Annotated in this window: 15 protein-coding genes and 1 tRNA gene; 7 read left to right on the top strand and 9 right to left on the bottom strand. The window is 53.9% G+C overall.

Annotated features, from left to right (window positions below; translation table 11 throughout):
* Window positions 1-89: 89 nt before the first annotated feature.
* The 4 genes from fabF to ACQ3G7_RS07130 are packed head-to-tail and all read right to left on the bottom strand — an operon-like array spanning window position 90 to window position 4,527.
* The gene (gene fabF, locus ACQ3G7_RS07145; protein ID WP_430889330.1) at window positions 90-1,364 is read right to left on the bottom strand and encodes a beta-ketoacyl-ACP synthase II; all 1,275 of its coding nucleotides are present in this window, start codon (window positions 1,362-1,364) and stop codon (window positions 90-92) included.
* 22 nt (window positions 1,365-1,386) lie between these two features.
* On the bottom strand, window positions 1,387-2,946 hold the full coding sequence (locus ACQ3G7_RS07140; protein WP_430889329.1) for a DHA2 family efflux MFS transporter permease subunit: 1,560 nt from the start codon (window positions 2,944-2,946) through the stop codon (window positions 1,387-1,389).
* Window positions 2,943-3,986 carry an HlyD family secretion protein gene (locus ACQ3G7_RS07135; protein WP_263097977.1) on the bottom strand — a complete coding sequence of 348 codons (1,044 nt, stop codon included), beginning with the start codon at window positions 3,984-3,986 and terminating at the stop codon, window positions 2,943-2,945. The genes ACQ3G7_RS07140 and ACQ3G7_RS07135 overlap by 4 nt, the downstream gene beginning before the upstream one ends.
* The gene (locus tag ACQ3G7_RS07130) at window positions 3,970-4,527 is read right to left on the bottom strand and encodes a winged helix-turn-helix transcriptional regulator (RefSeq protein ID WP_263097976.1); all 558 of its coding nucleotides are present in this window, start codon (window positions 4,525-4,527) and stop codon (window positions 3,970-3,972) included. Before ACQ3G7_RS07130 ends, ACQ3G7_RS07135 begins: the two co-directional genes overlap by 17 nt.
* A 198-nt stretch (window positions 4,528-4,725) precedes the next feature.
* On the opposite strand from ACQ3G7_RS07130, the gene dkgB reads away from it, so the two are divergent.
* A complete protein-coding gene (gene dkgB, locus ACQ3G7_RS07125) occupies window positions 4,726-5,529 on the top strand; it encodes a 2,5-didehydrogluconate reductase DkgB (RefSeq protein WP_263097975.1) in 804 nt (267 codons plus the stop codon).
* A gap of 36 nt (window positions 5,530-5,565) precedes the next feature.
* Here dkgB and yafC read toward each other — a convergent pair whose 3' ends face one another.
* Entirely contained in the window at window positions 5,566-6,453 is an 888-nt protein-coding gene (yafC, locus tag ACQ3G7_RS07120; RefSeq protein WP_263097974.1) for a DNA-binding transcriptional regulator YafC, read from the bottom strand.
* 228 nt (window positions 6,454-6,681) lie between these two features.
* Here yafC and ACQ3G7_RS07115 point away from each other — a divergent pair, with 228 nt between their 5' ends.
* The gene (locus tag ACQ3G7_RS07115) at window positions 6,682-7,482 is read left to right on the top strand and encodes an endonuclease/exonuclease/phosphatase family protein (RefSeq protein WP_430889328.1); all 801 of its coding nucleotides are present in this window, start codon (window positions 6,682-6,684) and stop codon (window positions 7,480-7,482) included.
* Window positions 7,483-7,542: 60 nt separating this feature from the next.
* On the opposite strand, the gene mltD is transcribed toward ACQ3G7_RS07115, so the two are convergent.
* Both mltD and gloB read right to left on the bottom strand, forming a co-directional pair.
* A complete protein-coding gene (gene mltD / locus ACQ3G7_RS07110) occupies window positions 7,543-8,913 on the bottom strand; it encodes a murein transglycosylase D (RefSeq protein ID WP_263097972.1) in 1,371 nt (456 codons plus the stop codon).
* A 74-nt stretch (window positions 8,914-8,987) separates the two neighbouring features.
* Entirely contained in the window at window positions 8,988-9,743 is a 756-nt protein-coding gene (gene gloB / locus ACQ3G7_RS07105) for a hydroxyacylglutathione hydrolase (protein WP_430889327.1), read from the bottom strand.
* Between the two features lie 33 nt (window positions 9,744-9,776).
* Here gloB and ACQ3G7_RS07100 point away from each other — a divergent pair, with 33 nt between their 5' ends.
* Window positions 9,777-10,484, top strand: coding sequence for a class I SAM-dependent methyltransferase (locus ACQ3G7_RS07100; RefSeq protein WP_263097970.1), 708 nt, complete (start codon window positions 9,777-9,779; stop codon window positions 10,482-10,484).
* On the opposite strand, the gene rnhA is transcribed toward ACQ3G7_RS07100, so the two are convergent.
* The gene (gene rnhA / locus ACQ3G7_RS07095) at window positions 10,481-11,047 is read right to left on the bottom strand and encodes a ribonuclease HI (RefSeq protein ID WP_197058861.1); all 567 of its coding nucleotides are present in this window, start codon (window positions 11,045-11,047) and stop codon (window positions 10,481-10,483) included. The two genes, ACQ3G7_RS07100 and rnhA, sit on opposite strands and share 4 nt — an antisense overlap.
* Here rnhA and dnaQ point away from each other — a divergent pair.
* Window positions 11,001-11,732, top strand: a complete 732-nt coding sequence (gene dnaQ, locus ACQ3G7_RS07090; protein WP_430889326.1) for a DNA polymerase III subunit epsilon — start codon at window positions 11,001-11,003, stop codon at window positions 11,730-11,732. The genes rnhA and dnaQ overlap by 47 nt on opposite strands.
* Before the next feature lie 135 nt (window positions 11,733-11,867).
* Window positions 11,868-11,944: transfer RNA gene (locus tag ACQ3G7_RS07085), tRNA-Asp, on the top strand.
* A 46-nt stretch (window positions 11,945-11,990) separates the two neighbouring features.
* Here the strand turns inward: ACQ3G7_RS07085 and ACQ3G7_RS07080 are convergent.
* Complete coding sequence (locus ACQ3G7_RS07080; RefSeq protein WP_263097968.1) at window positions 11,991-13,463, bottom strand: NCS1 family nucleobase:cation symporter-1; 1,473 nt, start codon at window positions 13,461-13,463, stop codon at window positions 11,991-11,993.
* A gap of 146 nt (window positions 13,464-13,609) precedes the next feature.
* On the opposite strand from ACQ3G7_RS07080, the gene ACQ3G7_RS07075 reads away from it, so the two are divergent.
* Both ACQ3G7_RS07075 and ACQ3G7_RS07070 read left to right on the top strand, forming a co-directional pair.
* Window positions 13,610-14,329: a GntR family transcriptional regulator gene (locus ACQ3G7_RS07075; RefSeq protein ID WP_263097967.1), complete on the top strand. Its 720-nt coding sequence runs from the start codon at window positions 13,610-13,612 to the stop codon at window positions 14,327-14,329.
* Window positions 14,326-15,063: an aspartate/glutamate racemase family protein gene (locus tag ACQ3G7_RS07070; protein ID WP_430889325.1), complete on the top strand. Its 738-nt coding sequence runs from the start codon at window positions 14,326-14,328 to the stop codon at window positions 15,061-15,063. Before ACQ3G7_RS07075 ends, ACQ3G7_RS07070 begins: the two co-directional genes overlap by 4 nt.
* The last annotated feature ends 18 nt before the right edge of the window (window positions 15,064-15,081 follow it).

Here is a 15,081-nt window from a genome sequence, read left to right as displayed (position 1 = left end):
TCATTTTAAGAACCGTATCTCTCGCGAGATACGGTTTTTTTTCGTCTGTAACTTATAAAATAAAAGGGTAATTAAGCCCCTTTTGTCGATCACTCCCAGCGTTTCAACAACAAACTGGCGTTAACACCACCGAATCCAAAACCATTCGATAACGCGTAGCGCATGCCGAGCGGACGCGCTTTCAGCGCCACCAGATTAACGCCATCCGCTTCATCATCGGGATTGTGCAGATTCAATGTCGGTGGAACAATCTGTTCGCGTAAAGCCTGAATGGTAAAAATCGCCTCGATCCCGCCGGCTGCGCCGAGCAGGTGGCCTGTCGCGGATTTTGTTGACGTTACTGCCACTGAGGTTGAGCCAAAAACGCTTTTGATTGCAGCCAGCTCACCTTTGTCACCCACCTGTGTTGACGTTGCATGCGCGTTGATATGCTGGATATCCTCTGCCTTGATGCCTGCCTGACGGATCGCGGCTTCCATTGCCCGACGTGCGCCATTCCCATCTTCGGGGCCGGCGGTCAGATGATAAGCATCCGCACTGGTTCCATATCCCACCAACTCGGCCAGCGGCATTGCCCCACGCGCCTGTGCATGTTCCAGCGATTCAATGACCAATAATCCGGCGCCTTCTCCCATTACAAAACCATCACGATCGCGATCAAAGGGGCGGGATGCGGCCGTCGGAAAGTCATTAAATCCGCTAGAAAGCGCTTTGGCTGCGGCAAACCCGGCGAGGCTAACCCGGTGGATAGCCGCTTCACTGCCACCACATAATGCGATATCTGCTTCACCGCTACGGATCATCCGCGCGGCGTCACCTATTGCCTGCGCACCTGCGGCACAGGCGGTAACCGGCGCGCCAATAGGGCCGCGAAAACCGTGCGCAATAGAGACGTGTCCTGCCGCCAGATTAGCCAGAAAAGAGGGAATGGTGAACGGAGAGAGGCGGCGAGGCCCGCGTGAATCCGTGATTCGTACCGCATTCGCAATCTCGTTAAATCCACCAATACCGGTGGCGATCACCGTGGCAGTGCGATCCTTTGCCGCCTGATCTTCGGGAAACCATCCTGCCTGGCTCAGCGCCTCATGCGCAGCAACCAGCGCAAACTCGATAAAGCGATCCATCTTTTTGCGTTCTTTTGCGGGAATAACCGACAGTGGATCGAACCCATGCTGCGGATCCTGTTCGACAGAAGGAACCTGGCCCGCGACTTTGCAGGGAATATCGTCAACGATATCTTCAAGCAGACGAGAAATCCCCGAATTTCCCTGCAGCAGTGATTGCCAGACATGCGACACGCCGCACCCCAGTGGGCTGACAATGCCCATTCCCGTCACGACGATGCGTTTTTGCGAAACGCTCATACTCGATTCTCCTTCGTTATTACTACGCCTGCGGCTTTTTCATGAATGGCACAAGCAGCGTGGCAATCAAAAAACCAGCCATGATCAAATAGAACGTATCCGCGAACGCTTCTGTTCGCGCTTCTCGCAACGTGAGTGCTGAAAGGTTTTTCAGCGTGACGCTGTCGGCAAGATCGGGAGAAATACCCATCCCCATAAGCCTTGAGATGCTTCCCTGAAGAAAATCAGTCAGTGAAAGATTGGTGTTATTCAGATGATCGGCAAGACGATTGTAGTGCAAATTGGTACGGTTATTGAGCACTGTCCCGCACAGGGCAATACCGATGGCGCCGCCCAGATTACGCATCAAATTAAACAGTCCGGACGCCAATTTCAGCCTTACAGGTGGCAGGCTACCGAGGGTCAGCGTGACCGTTGGCGCAACGGCGAACTGCTGCGAAATGCCTCTAAAGGCCTGTGGTAGCAGTAATTCGCTTGCACCCCACTCATGCGTGATTGGGATGAAGCTGTACATTGATGCAGCAAAACCCAGCAACCCGGCCATCAGCAACCAGCGCAGATCGATGCGGTTAGCCAGCCATGCGTAGAAGGGAATGGAAAGCACCTGAAACAAGCCGGTCGAGAAAACGGCCAGACCAATTTCCAGTGCACTGAAACCGCGCACCGTACCCAAAAACAGCGGAGTTAAATAGATCGTAGCAAAGATGCCTACGCCTGCCATAAACGAGAAGTAGCAGCCAAGGGTAAACGTCCGGTCTTGCAGCGCGCGCAGATCCATGACCGGTTGGGGATGACGTAATGTCCGCACAATAAACGCGATGCCGCACAACAGGGCGATCCAGCCAGTCAACGCCAGGGTATTGTCATCAAACCAGCCCCAGCGCGGGCCTTCCTCCAGTGTGTACTCCAGGCTGCCAAGGGAAACTGCCAGCAACAAAATGCTGAGATAATCCGCACCGCGCAATAACGAGGGGTTGGGCGTGTCGATTTTGACCAGCAGCGGCACGGCGAGGGTGATGTAAATACCCGGCACGATATTGACGAAGAATAACCAGTGCCAGTTGAAGTTTTCCGTGATCCAGCCACCTACTGTCGGGCCAAGCGTGGGTGCCAGCGAGGCCAACCCACCAATTGTTGCTGCCGCGATTACCCGCTGCTTACCCTGGAAAAAAGCAAAAGCGGTGGTGAAGACCAACGGGATCATCGACCCGCCCGCCAGTCCTTGCAGACCCCGAAAAACGATCATGCTCTGAATATTCCACGCCCAGCCGCACAGCACACTCATCACGGTAAACCCAGCAGCAGACGTGGCAAACAACCAGCGAGTGGACATCACTCTTGCCAGCCAGCCTGAGAGAGGAATGATGATGATCTCGGCTATCAGGTAACTGGTCTGTACCCAGACAGTTTCATCGTCTCCTGCCGAAAGTCCGCCGCCGATATCCCGTAAAGAGGCGGAGACTATCTGAATGTCGATAAGCGCGATAAACATCCCGATGCACATTGTGGCGAAGGCAAACACCTTCTTGCTGACCGACAATGGCATTTCATGCTGCCGGTGCAAGGCATCGCTGATGCTCATTGTGCGCTCTTTTCATCAACGGTGACGATCACCGATAAACCCGGGCGCAGCACATTGAGCGTGGCGGCTTCACCGTCCAGTGCTATACGCACCGGAACCCGCTGGACGATCCTGGTGAAATTGCCTGTGGCATTTTCAGCGGGAAGAATACTAAAGCGCGATCCTGTCGCCGGGGAGACGCTGGCGACGCGCCCGCTAAAGGTATGGCCTGGCAAGACATCTGCAACAACAGTCGCTCTTTGCCCGGGGAGCATGTGCGCCAGTTGGCTCTCTTTAAAATTGGCATCGATCCACAGGCCCTGCGCCGGTACGAGGGAAAGCAACTGGGTGCCGCTGTTGACATACGATCCTGACCACGCCCGTCGGTTACCAATCACACCATCAAACGGCGCACGGATTTCGGTATAACTGAGGTTCAGCCGCGCCATATCAAGACTGGCTTGTGCCTGCATCAACGCTGCCAGCGTCTGTTTCTCGCGCGCATCCAGCACGCTCAACTGGCGCTCTGCCACCCTCTGGTCAGCCTGGGCTTTACTCTCTTGCGCCCGAGCCTGACGATAATCCGCCGCTGCGTTTTCCCGCACCTGAGCGGAGACTGCACTGGACATGACCAGCGCGCCATAGCGCCGGTTATCGTTAGCGGATTTTTCTGTTGCTGCCCGGGCGGCTGCCAGCGATGCAGTGGCTCCTTCTATTGCCGCCCGTTGTAATTGCCGGGAGGCTGCCACATCTGCCAGCGCTGCCTGCTGGGCGGCTACTTCGCCAAGCGCTTTTGCCAGCGCAGCCTGGTAATCACGATCGTCGAGTTGCACCAGCAGGTCACCTTTCCTGACCGCCATATTGTCCTGCACGGCAATACGCTGGATATAGCCGGAGACCTTCGTGGAAATGGCGCTGATGTCACCGCCGACGTAGGCATCGTCAGTGGATTGCATAAAACGCCCGCTATGCCACCAGTACGCGCCATAACCCGCTGTTGTCAGTAATGCTGCGGCAATAAGCGCCAGCATTAGCGCTTTTTTCTTACTCCTCTGGGTCATGATGGTCACCCATATGCTGCTGCGGTAAGAATTTTTGCCCTGTATCACCTGTGCGTTTGCGTTGCAAATAACCATGGCGATAGTGAATAACCGGCGAAGCGGCGGGGCCGGGGACCAACGTGTATTTCTCCGGTGTAATAGGATCTCCGGTGGTTTTATCAACCAGGATGGCTTCTACCGGGCGCTGAGTTGCATTCTCAACGAGTTGAATCTGCGGTCCTTCCGGGGAGAAATAACGGTTGCCCCATTGCGCCAGCGCCAGCAATACGGGGCGAAAATCGCGACCGCGCTCGGTCAAATGGTATTCATAACGCGGTGGGGTACTGCTGTAGCACACTTTTTCCAGCAGGCCGTCTTCAACCAACTCTTTCAGGCGACGGGAGAGGATATTCGGCGCGACATTGGTGCTTTTTTGAAACTCATCAAAGCGGGTAAAACCGGCAAACGCGTCGCGCAGGATAATGATGCTCCAACTGTCGCCAATGCGGCCCAGGCTGCGGGCGATAGGGCAAGGGGCATGGCAAAGGGGTTCATTTTTCATCTTCAGACCAGAGAACAGTTCAGGATTTGTCCTCACGGTGACATAGTGACTTTCAAAATGCAAGTTACTATAGTGCTCTGCATTGAATACTATTGCTGCTGACGCAAAAATCCTCTGCTTTTTTGGCTCTTTTTCCCGGTGAATCGGCTGGTAATAATCTGCACACAATTTTGGAAAGTGATGAAAAGAGGAATTCTTATGTCTATCCCTGCATTTGGTCTGGGTACCTTCCGGTTAACGGATGAAGCGGTAATTGCCTCCGTCACCCAGGCACTGGAACTGGGTTATCGTGTGATTGATACCGCACAGATTTATGGTAACGAAGCGGCGATTGGTAAAGCGCTGGCTCAGTGTGGCATCCCGCGTGAAGAGTTGTTTATCACCACTAAAATCTGGACGGAAAATCTGGGCGAAGACAAGCTGATCCCCAGCCTGCAAGAGAGCCTGCAAAAACTGGGCACCGATTATGTTGACCTGACGCTGATCCACTGGCCTTCTCCGGGCGCGGCGGTACCGGTTGCCGTTTCAATGCAGCAGTTGATGAAAGCGAAAGCGCAGGGACTGACTCGCCAGATTGGGGTATCGAATTTCACTATCCCGTTAATGGAGCAGGCGATTGCGGCCGTTGGTGTAGAAAATATCGCCACCAATCAGATAGAACTCTCCCCCTATCTGCAAAACCGTAAAGTGGTTGACTGGGCGAGCCAGCATGGCATTCACATTACCTCTTACATGACGCTGGCTTATGGCAAAGCGCTGAAGGATGACGTGATTGGCCGGATTGCGCAGAAACACAACGCCACGCCGGCACAGGTGATTCTGGCCTGGGCGATGGGCAAAGGTTATGCGGTGATCCCGTCTTCCACCCGACGCGAAAATCTGGCGAGCAACCTGCTGTCGCAGTCGCTGAAACTGGATGCGGCAGACAACGCGGCTATCGCCGAATTGGAGTGCAACGATCGTCTGGTTAGCCCGGAAGGGCTGGCGCCTCAGTGGGATTGAGGCATAAAACAACGGGAGCGTTTGCTCCCGTTACTGTTAGCGCGGCACATGCTCGCTAATAAAATCGATAAAGGCGCGAATACGTGTGCTGACCGCCCGGTCGCTGTAATACACCGCGCTGAAGGGCATCTCTACTGGCAGGCGTTTATCCGCTAACACCTCCACCAGCTCCCCGCTGGCCAACTCCTTGTCGATCATATAGTCCGATAAACTGGCGATGCCATTGCCACTCAGGCACAGATGTTTGAGCGTCTCTCCGCTGTTGGACGAAATATCCGGTGTCACCTCGTACAGTTGACCATCCGCCGAGGCGACAGGCCAGGTGTTAAGCGAGGCCGGTTCGGTAAACCCCAGGCAGGTGTGACCGCTCAGCGCGTCTACGGATTCCGGCACGCCGTAACGGGCAATATATTCGGGTGAGGCAATAATTTTACGGTAGCTTTTGAACAAAGGCCGGGCGCGCAGGCTTGAGTCGGTGAGTTTGCCCACCCGGATCGCGACATCGACTTTGCGTTCAATCAGATTGATAAACGTTTCGCTGGAGACCAGCGAGAGGGTAATTTCAGGATAGCGTTCGCGGAAGGGCTTAATCAGCGGCATCAGGAAATGCAACACCACGGGAGTTGCAGCATCAATTCGTAGTGTACCGCGTGGAATGGATGTGGTTTCCATCACTTCCGTTTCCGCCGCCGCCATCTCCTGCAATACATTTTGCACACGACGGAAATAGCGTTCGCCTTCTTCTGTCAGGCTGAGCTGACGGGTGGTGCGATTAAGCAGGTTTACACCGAGCTTGTTCTCCAGCTTTTTGACTGCACGGCTGATCGCCGAATTTGCCTGCCCCAGGCGTTCCGCTGCCCGGCTGAAGCTGCCACTTTCGACAACCGCGACAAAGATCGCGAGTTCTTCCGAAGTCGTTTTCATTTTTGCCTCTGTAGCAATATTTCAGCGATATTATTCATTCCTTTGCTATTAAATCATGTTGCCTGCTGTGATGCCATGCCGCCTGTGGGCGAAAAAGTTATTAAGTACTCACTCACCTTAACTGATGGTTTTTCTGCCTATTGGCGTTGAAACTGTGCGTTAAAATCCCTATAACAGAATGAGCACCAGGGAACCGGGTGCGAAAATCAACGAGGTTTTAAGCCGAAAGTGCCAAAGAATACCTATGCCATGCGATATGTTGCCGGACAGCCTGCGGAGCGCATTTTACCGCCAGGGTCCTTCGCCAGTATTGGTAAAGCGCAGCCTGCTGGCGTGCCTCTCAGCAGCGATGAAAAAATCCGTGTGCTGGTGTGGAATATCTTTAAACAGCAACGCGCTGAATGGCTGTCGGTATTGCAGAATTTTGGTAAAGACGCCCATCTTGTCCTGTTACAGGAAGCGCAGACCACGCCGGAACTGGTTCGGTTTGCGACCACTCACTATCTTGCCGCCGATCAGGTTCCCGCTTTTGTTTTGCCGCAGCATCCGTCTGGTGTGATGACACTCTCGGCTGCCCACCCGGTTTACTGTTGCCCATTGCGCGAGCGTGAGCCGATTTTACGGCTGGCAAAATCAGCATTGGTGACGGTTTACCCATTACCGGATGCGCGCAACCTGATGGTGGTGAATGTGCATGCGGTAAACTTCAGCCTCGGCGTTGATGTGTATAGCAAGCAATTGCTGCCGATTGGCGATCAGATCATGCGCCATGTCGGGCCGGTGATCATGGCGGGTGATTTCAACGCCTGGAGCCGCCCGCGAATGAATGCGCTCTATCGCTTCTCGCGGGATATGTCCCTGCGCCAGGTGCGATTTACCGATGACAACCGCCGCCGGGCGTTTGGTCGTCCGCTGGATTTTGTATTCTACCGCGGTTTGAATGTGCAAGAGGCATCGGTGCTGGTGACCCGTGCTTCCGACCATAATCCGCTGCTGGTGGAGTTCAGCCCGGGGAAAACAGAGAAGTAGCGACAGGCGAGGGGCGAAAAAAAAGCACCGGGGGATCGGTGCTTTTTTTATTGGCTTATATCAGGAGTCCGGCGTGGCGCTGTTCTTCACGAAAAGCGTCAGTTGATCGCCAGGCTGCAGATTGTCAGTATCGCTGTTCCAGCGCATCACATCTTTAATGTTCACGCCGTGACGTTTTGCAATACTGGACAACGAATCACCTTTACGCACGCGATAGGTAATGCTATCGCCGTTGCTGGCAAGACGCTGTGCACTGCTGCCTGCGCCAACCGTCAGGTTCTGACCCACTTTCAGATTCGCCCCGCGAAGGTTATTCCATTGCTGGAGATCCTTTGCGGTCACGCCAAGGCGTGATGCGATAGCGGAAAGCGTGTCGCCTGAGCGAACCTTGTAACTCCGACTGGTTAACGGTGTGTTATCCGCGACCAGCGTCGGTTGTACGGCGGCGATTTCGCCGGATGCCAGCGATTCACGCAACTGATCTGCATGTTTCTGCGGCACCATCACGTACTGTGGCCCTGCTGAACCTAACGTTGTGCCTTTAACGCCTGCGTTAAAGGTTTTTAACTTGTTCACTGAAATACCCGCCATTTCCGCCAGCTGTTCAACCTCAACCGGGCTGCTCAGTCTGACGCGCGCCAGCGCACGGCTTTCGTCTGGTGTTGGCAGACTCACGCCATAGCGTTTGCTGTTCTTGAGAATATCGCTCAGGGCCAGCATTTTTGGCACGTAAATCCGGGTTTCCTGCGGCAACGAGAGCGACCAGAAGTCCGTGGGTTTACCCCGCGCTTTGTTCGCTTTTATTGCCTTCAGTACGCGACCTTCACCGCTGTTGTACGCGGCGACGGTTAATAACCAGTCGCCGTCAAACATACGGTTAAGACGCTGCATCATGTCGAGGGCGGCGGTAGTCGACGCCACAACATCACGACGCGCATCGTAGCTGCGTGTCTGCTTTAAACCATAATTACGCCCGGTGCTCGGTATGATCTGCCAAATGCCTGCGGCATTGGCGCCAGACGTCGCGTGTGGGTTAAAAGCGCTCTCCACTATGGGTAGTAGTACCAGTTCCATGGGCATGTTACGTTTTTTAACTTGCCCTGCTATCCAGTACATATACGGCTCTGCCCGTAAAGTTACATCGTGGAGATAGCTCTTATTGCTTAAGTACCTTAGTTTCTGTTCGCGAATCCGGCCATTTTCCGGAATTCCCATCTTTAGCTCGTCGCTAATGAAAGCCCACAAGTCACTGTTGCTTTGGGCGGCGAATGTTCCATCGTCCATCCACCGCGCCTGACTGGTAAACTTTCCTGCTTCCCCTTGACCAGCTGCAGAAAGGCTCTGTGCGTGCTGTTGGACCGTGCCATCGTGTTTTGAGGCCTGGCACCCCACGAGCAGGACAGAGGCGAATAATATCGCTTTTGCCTTCATGTGTGTGTCAATAGTAGTTGCTTAAAAGACGAGCGATCATAACGGCGAAGTTTTCAAAAGGCAACCCGGAAATGTCAGAAGTTATCTTTCTTTGACCTTAACCATGCAAAACGTTCCTCAGGGTGTTGCAAATTTGTTTCTCTGTTAATTATCTCAATTAAATCATCATCTTCTGTGCGTAAAAATAAATTAATTCGCCGTTCATTTTTAAGAATTACGGGGAGTGTATTTTGATTTTTTGCACGTAACTCCTTAACTTTTCGATAGTATTCGTTAAGTGCACTATCCTGCGGAAGAATGCTCACCGCAAACTTCATATTTGTTAAAGTGTATTCGTGTGCGCAACAAATGACCGTATCATCCGGAAGTGCATTAATTTTGCAAAAGGATTGATACATCTGCTTTGCCGTCCCTTCGAAGAGTCTTCCACATCCACCTGAAAACAGCGTGTCTCCGCAAAACAGATAAGGAAAACTGAAGAAACAGATATGTCCTAAAGTGTGACCCGGCGTGGCGAACACAGAAAATTCATGGCCCAAAATTGTAACCGTATCGCCTTCAGCGACGATCCGGGTCGTTCCCTTATCTTGTGTCTCTGCTGGCCCATATACCACTATGTCGGGAAAATGCTGGCGCAGTTCTTTCACGCCGCCAACGTGGTCGTTGTGATGGTGGGTCAGCAGGATCGCTTCCGGTTGCCAGTTATGCTGTTGAATGGCGCTCAGTACCGGTGCGGCTTCGCCTGGATCGACAATCAGGCAGCGCCCGTCATCGTTGTTCAGCACCCAGATGTAGTTATCCTGAAACGCGGGAATACTGTTAAGATTCATAAATTACCTCTCAAAGCGTAGCGGAAGGTTGTGATGAAACCGGCAAGGACTCCTCAAACATTCGTAGCACCTGCAGGCTGGGGCGAGCTACCCAAAGGCGCATATTATCGTGAGGCGCTGGAGGGAGAACTTAAACCGTGGCTGGCAAAAATGTATGGATTTCATTTGCTTAAGATCGGTAATCTCAGCGCGGAAATCAATGTCGAAAGTTGCGCTATTTCCCATCAGGTCAACGTGTCACTGAGCGGCGAGCCTGCTCAGGTCAGAGCCGACCCTTTGCATTTACCCTTTGCGGAGAAATCGGTAGATGCTTGCCTGCTGGCGCATACACTCCCCTGGTGCACCGATCCGCATCGCCTGCTGCAGGAGGTTGACCGCGTATTGATTGACGACGGTTGGCTGGTGATGAGCGGGTTTAACCCGATTAGCCTGCTTGGGCTATGTAAAGCCGTGCCGTTTGTTCGCCGCAACCCGGTAGTCAGAAGCCGGATGTTTACCCTGATGCGCCAGCTCGACTGGCTGTCGCTGCTCAATTTCGAAGTCTTACATTATAGCGGTTTTCGCGTGCTGCCCTGGACAAAACAGGGTGGGAAACTGCTCAGCACGCACTTACCGGCGCTGGGGTGTATGCAACTGATTGTCGCGCGCAAACGCACCATCCCTTTAACGCTTAACCCGATGAAGCAGAGCCGTAATAAACCCCGGGTTCGTCAGACGGTTGGCGCAACGCGCCAGTCTTAACTCTCAGGTTGATACCCGACATCTTCCTGAGTGGGGTTCATGGCCGCGTTTCTCGCCAGTTCATCGCAGCGTTCGTTTTCCGGGTGACCTGCATGACCTTTGACCCACTCCCAGCGGATTTGATGCTGGCTGAGTGCGGCATCCAGGCGTTTCCAGAGATCGACATTCTTCACGGGTTTTTTTTCTGCGGTTTTCCAGCCGCGTTTTTTCCAGTTGTGGATCCACTGCGTGATCCCCTGGCGCACATACTGGCTGTCCGTGCTCAGCACCACTTCGCAATGCTCTTTTAACCCTTCCAGTGCAACAATCGCCGCCATCAGTTCCATGCGATTATTGGTGGTGAGACGGTAGCCTTCGCTGAAGGTTCTCTCATGCTGGCGATAGCGTAAAATCGCACCGTAGCCACCGGGGCCTGGATTGCCAAGGCAAGATCCGTCGGTGAAAATTTCTACCTGTTTAAGCATCTCTGGTAGACTTCCTGTGTTTAAAACGACAAGTCTGACATAAATGGCCGCTATGAGCACTGCAATTACACGACAGATCGTCCTCGATACCGAAACCACCGGTATGAACCAGATCGGCGCCCACTATGAAGGGCACAAGATTATTGAAATCGGCGCGGTAGAGGTGGTGAACCGCCGCCTGACCGGGAACAACTTCCATATCTACCTCAAGCCCGACCGGCTGGTGGATCCGGAAGCGTTCGGCGTTCACGGCATCGCCGACGAATTCCTGCTGGATAAACCGACGTTTGGCGATATTGCCGATGAGTTTATTGATTATATCCGCGGCGCGGAGCTGGTGATCCATAACGCATCGTTTGATATCGGCTTTATGGACTACGAGTTCAGCAAGCTGAATCGCGGTATTCCGAAAACGGAAACCTTCTGTAAAGTAACCGATAGCCTGGCGCTGGCACGTAAGATGTTCCCTGGCAAGCGCAACAGCCTTGATGCGCTCTGCTCGCGTTACGAAATCGACAACAGTAAACGTACATTGCACGGGGCGTTACTCGACTCCCAAATCCTTGCTGATGTCTATTTGATGATGACCGGCGGCCAGACATCGATGAAGTTCTCGATGGAAGGCGAAGGGCAGTCGCAGACCGGGGAAATTGGGATCCAGCGTGTTGTGCGTCAGGCAAGTAAGCTGCGGGTTGTTTTAGCCAGTGATGAGGAGGTGATGGCCCATGAATCCCGCCTCGATTTGGTGCAGAAAAAAGGTGGAAGCTGCCTGTGGCGTAGCTGAATCACATTGTAATTTCTGCAAAAACATTATTGCGGGCGATTTTTGCAGCAAACGATTCAAAACGCCGGAAAAAGCGTTGACGGCGTCAGGTGCAATCCGTAATATGCGCCTCGTTCCCTGAAGGGAACACAACGCGGAGCGGTAGTTCAGTCGGTTAGAATACCTGCCTGTCACGCAGGGGGTCGCGGGTTCGAGTCCCGTCCGTTCCGCCACTATTCAGAAGGCCTGAATCAGCAATGATTCAGGCCTTCGTCGTTTTTACTCTTTCGCCGTCACGCGCTGTGTACTGAATCCGTGGCTAACGTCTTCACGTTCATGGCGTGCCAGCCAGCGATAGCAACCCGCCCCCAGGAACGCACCGATAAACCAGCTAAAGTTGGCCACTTCATGCAGCGCCGGAATAAAGCTGATAATCAGACCAACCGCCACCGAAGGCACCAGTGCGGCAATCGCTTTCGGGTTAAAACCATTGTTGTACCAGTAACGTCCCTGCGGTGACACGCTGAACAGATCGTCGACAAACACCTTCCCGCGTTTGATCAGGTAAAAGTCCGCCAGCAGGATGCCAAACAACGGCCCGATAAACGCACCCAGCACATCCAGCGTGTAATGAATGAGTTCCGGTGACTGGAACAGGTTCCACGGTGTCAACAGTACTGAGCCAACAGCGGCAATCATGCCACCTGCGCGGAAGCTGATTTTCTGTGGTGAACAGTTGGAGAAATCGAACGCCGGGGAGACGAAGTTCGCCACGATATTGATGCCGATAGTGGCGGTGATCATCGTCAGCAGGCCAATTGCCATCGCCAGGCTGTTGCCCACATGGCTGACGGTCTCAATCGGATCGGTGATCATTTTGCCGAACAGAGACTGCGTACCGGAAACGATCACCACGGTCACAATCGAGAACAGCAGAAAGTTGAACGGCAGGCCCCAGCGGTTGCCGCGGCGGATCTCCTGCATGCTTTTGCCATAGCGTGAGAAGTCGCCAAAGTTCAGCAGCGGGCCGGAGAAGTAAGAGACCACCAATGCCGTGGCGGTGATCATCTGCCAGGTTTGCTCTCCTGCGGTCAGTTGTTTGCTGGCAAGCGTAAAGGAGATCCCCTCGAAGCCCGTCTGGTAGAGGATCCAGCCGGCCAGCGCCATCATCACCACATACACTGCCGGACCGGCAACATCAATAAAGCGTTTGATTGCACTCATTCCATGCCAGAACACCAGCGCCTGCAATACCCACATAATGCCGAAGCAGACCCAGCCAAGGTGAGAGAGACCAAGAAAATGGCCGGTTGTCATCGGGGCAAGTTCGGGCCAGAACTTCAGGAGCACCAGCATCAGGGCATTGGCGGCCAGGTAGGTCTGAATACCGTACCAGGCAAAGGCGATAAGTCCACGGATCACCGCCGGAATATTCGCGCCAAAGACGCCAAACGCCTGGCGACAAATCACCGCATACGGTACGCCCGCCATTTGGCTGGGCTTGGCAACGAGGTTTGCGCACAACTGCACAATACAAATTCCCAGCAGCAGGCAAAGTAAGACCTGCCAGCTTGCAAGACCCAGGGCAAAGAAGCTGGCGGCGACCACATACCCGCCCATGCTATGCACATCGGACATCCAGAAAGAGAAAATATTGTACCAGCTCCAGTTCTGGTCGCGGGTGGGGGCCAAATCCTCATTGGTGAGGCGTGGGCTGTAACGTGCATCGTAATTAGGTTCAACATTTGGCATGGATTCTGCTCCTCTGCATACAGATAGTGACGTGTTGTCTGTACGCTCACGTTGCATTAACCAGGCCAGGTTTTAATTTTTTGTATACAAAATAAATTAATGATGTATACAAAAATAGAAAGGCTAAGTAACAAAGGAACGTCAACATGAATCATCAGATGGGGCTGCAGACCCCTTCGGATCTGGAAGATAAAGAGAATTTCATCTGGCAGTCGTTGATGACCGCGATTGTTGAACATCAATTACCGCCCGGCAGCAAGCTGCCGGAAGAGGCGCTGGCGGAGGTCTTTGGGGTAAGTCGCACAGGGATCCGCAAGGTGCTGACGCGCCTTGCAACAGTGCAAATGATCACCATGACGCCCAGACGTGGTGCATTTGTGGCGCATCCGGGCGTTGAAGAGTCAAAGGCCATCTTCACCACCCGCAAAATGATTGAGTGCGCCAACCTGCCGCAGGTACTGGAACATTTACAGCCGCCGCATCTGGCGGGACTGGAAAAAATTGTCGCGCTGGAAGAAGAGGCGCACCAGTGCCACGATGGCGCGGCGGCGATCCGCCACTCGGCCGCTTTTCATATCCAGTTGCAGGCGATTTCCGGCAATGCGGTGGTGACCGACATTATCACCACCCTTGCACAGCGTTCGTCGCTGGTGATTGCCGCCTGGGGCGCGCCCTGGCAGCGCGGGTGCCGCTGCGACGACCATGACCAGTTGATTGCGCTGCTGCGTAAAAAAGCACTGCCCGCGCTGAGTGACGCCATGGCCCATCACTTTGATCATATTGTTTCCAGCTTGCGTTTCGAACGCAGCGGCGAAACGTTGCCTGATTTTGCCCGCCTGTTTGGCGCCAGCGGAGAACACCGATGAGCGAATTTTGTATACAAGTTATCAATCCTAATACCAGCCCGGAGATGACCCACACCATTGCGATGGCGGCCCGCAACGTGGCGTCGTCCGGGACAACCATTCTTGCCAGCTGTCCATCGCAAGGGGTGGCATCTATCGAGGGGCATTTTGATGAAGCCATCGCCGCGCTGGGGGTGCTGGAGCAGATTAAACAGGGCAAAGCGCAGGGCGCTCAGGGACATGTGATTGCCTGTTTTGGCGATCCGGGACTGCTGGCGGCGCGTGAGCTGGCCGCTGGCCCGGTGGTTGGCATCGCCGAAGCGGCAATGCATATGGCAACGCTGGTGGCGACGCGCTTTTCGATCGTCACCACGCTGCCGCGCACGGTGATCATTGCCCGCCATTTATTGCGCCAGTATGGCTTTGAACACCACTGCGCAGCGCTGCATGCGATCGATTTACCGGTGCTGGCGCTGGAAGATGGCACGGGTCTTGCTCAACAAAAGGTACGCGAGCGTTGTATACAAGCAAAACGCGAGGATAACAGCGGCGCAATCGTGCTGGGTTGCGGCGGTATGGCCGATCTTGCGGGGGCGCTAACCCAGGAACTGGGTATTCCGGTGATTGATGGCGTCACCGCAGCGGTGAAGATGGTGGAATCTCTCCTCGCTCTTGGGCTTGGCACCAGTAAATACGGCGATCTCGCGTATCCCAATAAAAAGCCGCTTTCAGGATATTTCGAACAGCTTTGCTGAAAGCGGCACTGAATAAAG

This window comes from Kosakonia sp. N21 (genome assembly GCF_050587465.1).
Lineage (GTDB): Bacteria > Pseudomonadota > Gammaproteobacteria > Enterobacterales > Enterobacteriaceae.
The sequence above is the reverse complement of the archived record's forward strand: the minus strand, read 5'-3'. Positions and strand labels throughout refer to the sequence as shown.

What these genes read in the sequence shown, in the direction of transcription:
- yafC (WP_263097974.1), bottom strand. Translation starts at nt 6,453, where the DNA reads ATGAAAACGACTTCGGAAGAACTCGCGATCTTTGTCGCGGTTGTCGAA.
- fabF (WP_430889330.1), bottom strand. Translation starts at nt 1,364, where the DNA reads ATGAGCGTTTCGCAAAAACGCATCGTCGTGACGGGAATGGGCATTGTC.
- ACQ3G7_RS07080 (WP_263097968.1), bottom strand. Translation starts at nt 13,463, where the DNA reads ATGCCAAATGTTGAACCTAATTACGATGCACGTTACAGCCCACGCCTC.
- mltD (WP_263097972.1), bottom strand. Translation starts at nt 8,913, where the DNA reads ATGAAGGCAAAAGCGATATTATTCGCCTCTGTCCTGCTCGTGGGGTGC.
- ACQ3G7_RS07140 (WP_430889329.1), bottom strand. Translation starts at nt 2,946, where the DNA reads ATGAGCATCAGCGATGCCTTGCACCGGCAGCATGAAATGCCATTGTCG.
- ACQ3G7_RS07100 (WP_263097970.1), top strand. Translation starts at nt 9,777, where the DNA reads ATGAAACCGGCAAGGACTCCTCAAACATTCGTAGCACCTGCAGGCTGG.
- dnaQ (WP_430889326.1), top strand. Translation starts at nt 11,001, where the DNA reads ATGAGCACTGCAATTACACGACAGATCGTCCTCGATACCGAAACCACC.
- ACQ3G7_RS07135 (WP_263097977.1), bottom strand. Translation starts at nt 3,986, where the DNA reads ATGACCCAGAGGAGTAAGAAAAAAGCGCTAATGCTGGCGCTTATTGCC.
- ACQ3G7_RS07130 (WP_263097976.1), bottom strand. Translation starts at nt 4,527, where the DNA reads ATGAAAAATGAACCCCTTTGCCATGCCCCTTGCCCTATCGCCCGCAGC.
- gloB (WP_430889327.1), bottom strand. Translation starts at nt 9,743, where the DNA reads ATGAATCTTAACAGTATTCCCGCGTTTCAGGATAACTACATCTGGGTG.
- ACQ3G7_RS07075 (WP_263097967.1), top strand. Translation starts at nt 13,610, where the DNA reads ATGAATCATCAGATGGGGCTGCAGACCCCTTCGGATCTGGAAGATAAA.
- dkgB (WP_263097975.1), top strand. Translation starts at nt 4,726, where the DNA reads ATGTCTATCCCTGCATTTGGTCTGGGTACCTTCCGGTTAACGGATGAA.
- ACQ3G7_RS07070 (WP_430889325.1), top strand. Translation starts at nt 14,326, where the DNA reads ATGAGCGAATTTTGTATACAAGTTATCAATCCTAATACCAGCCCGGAG.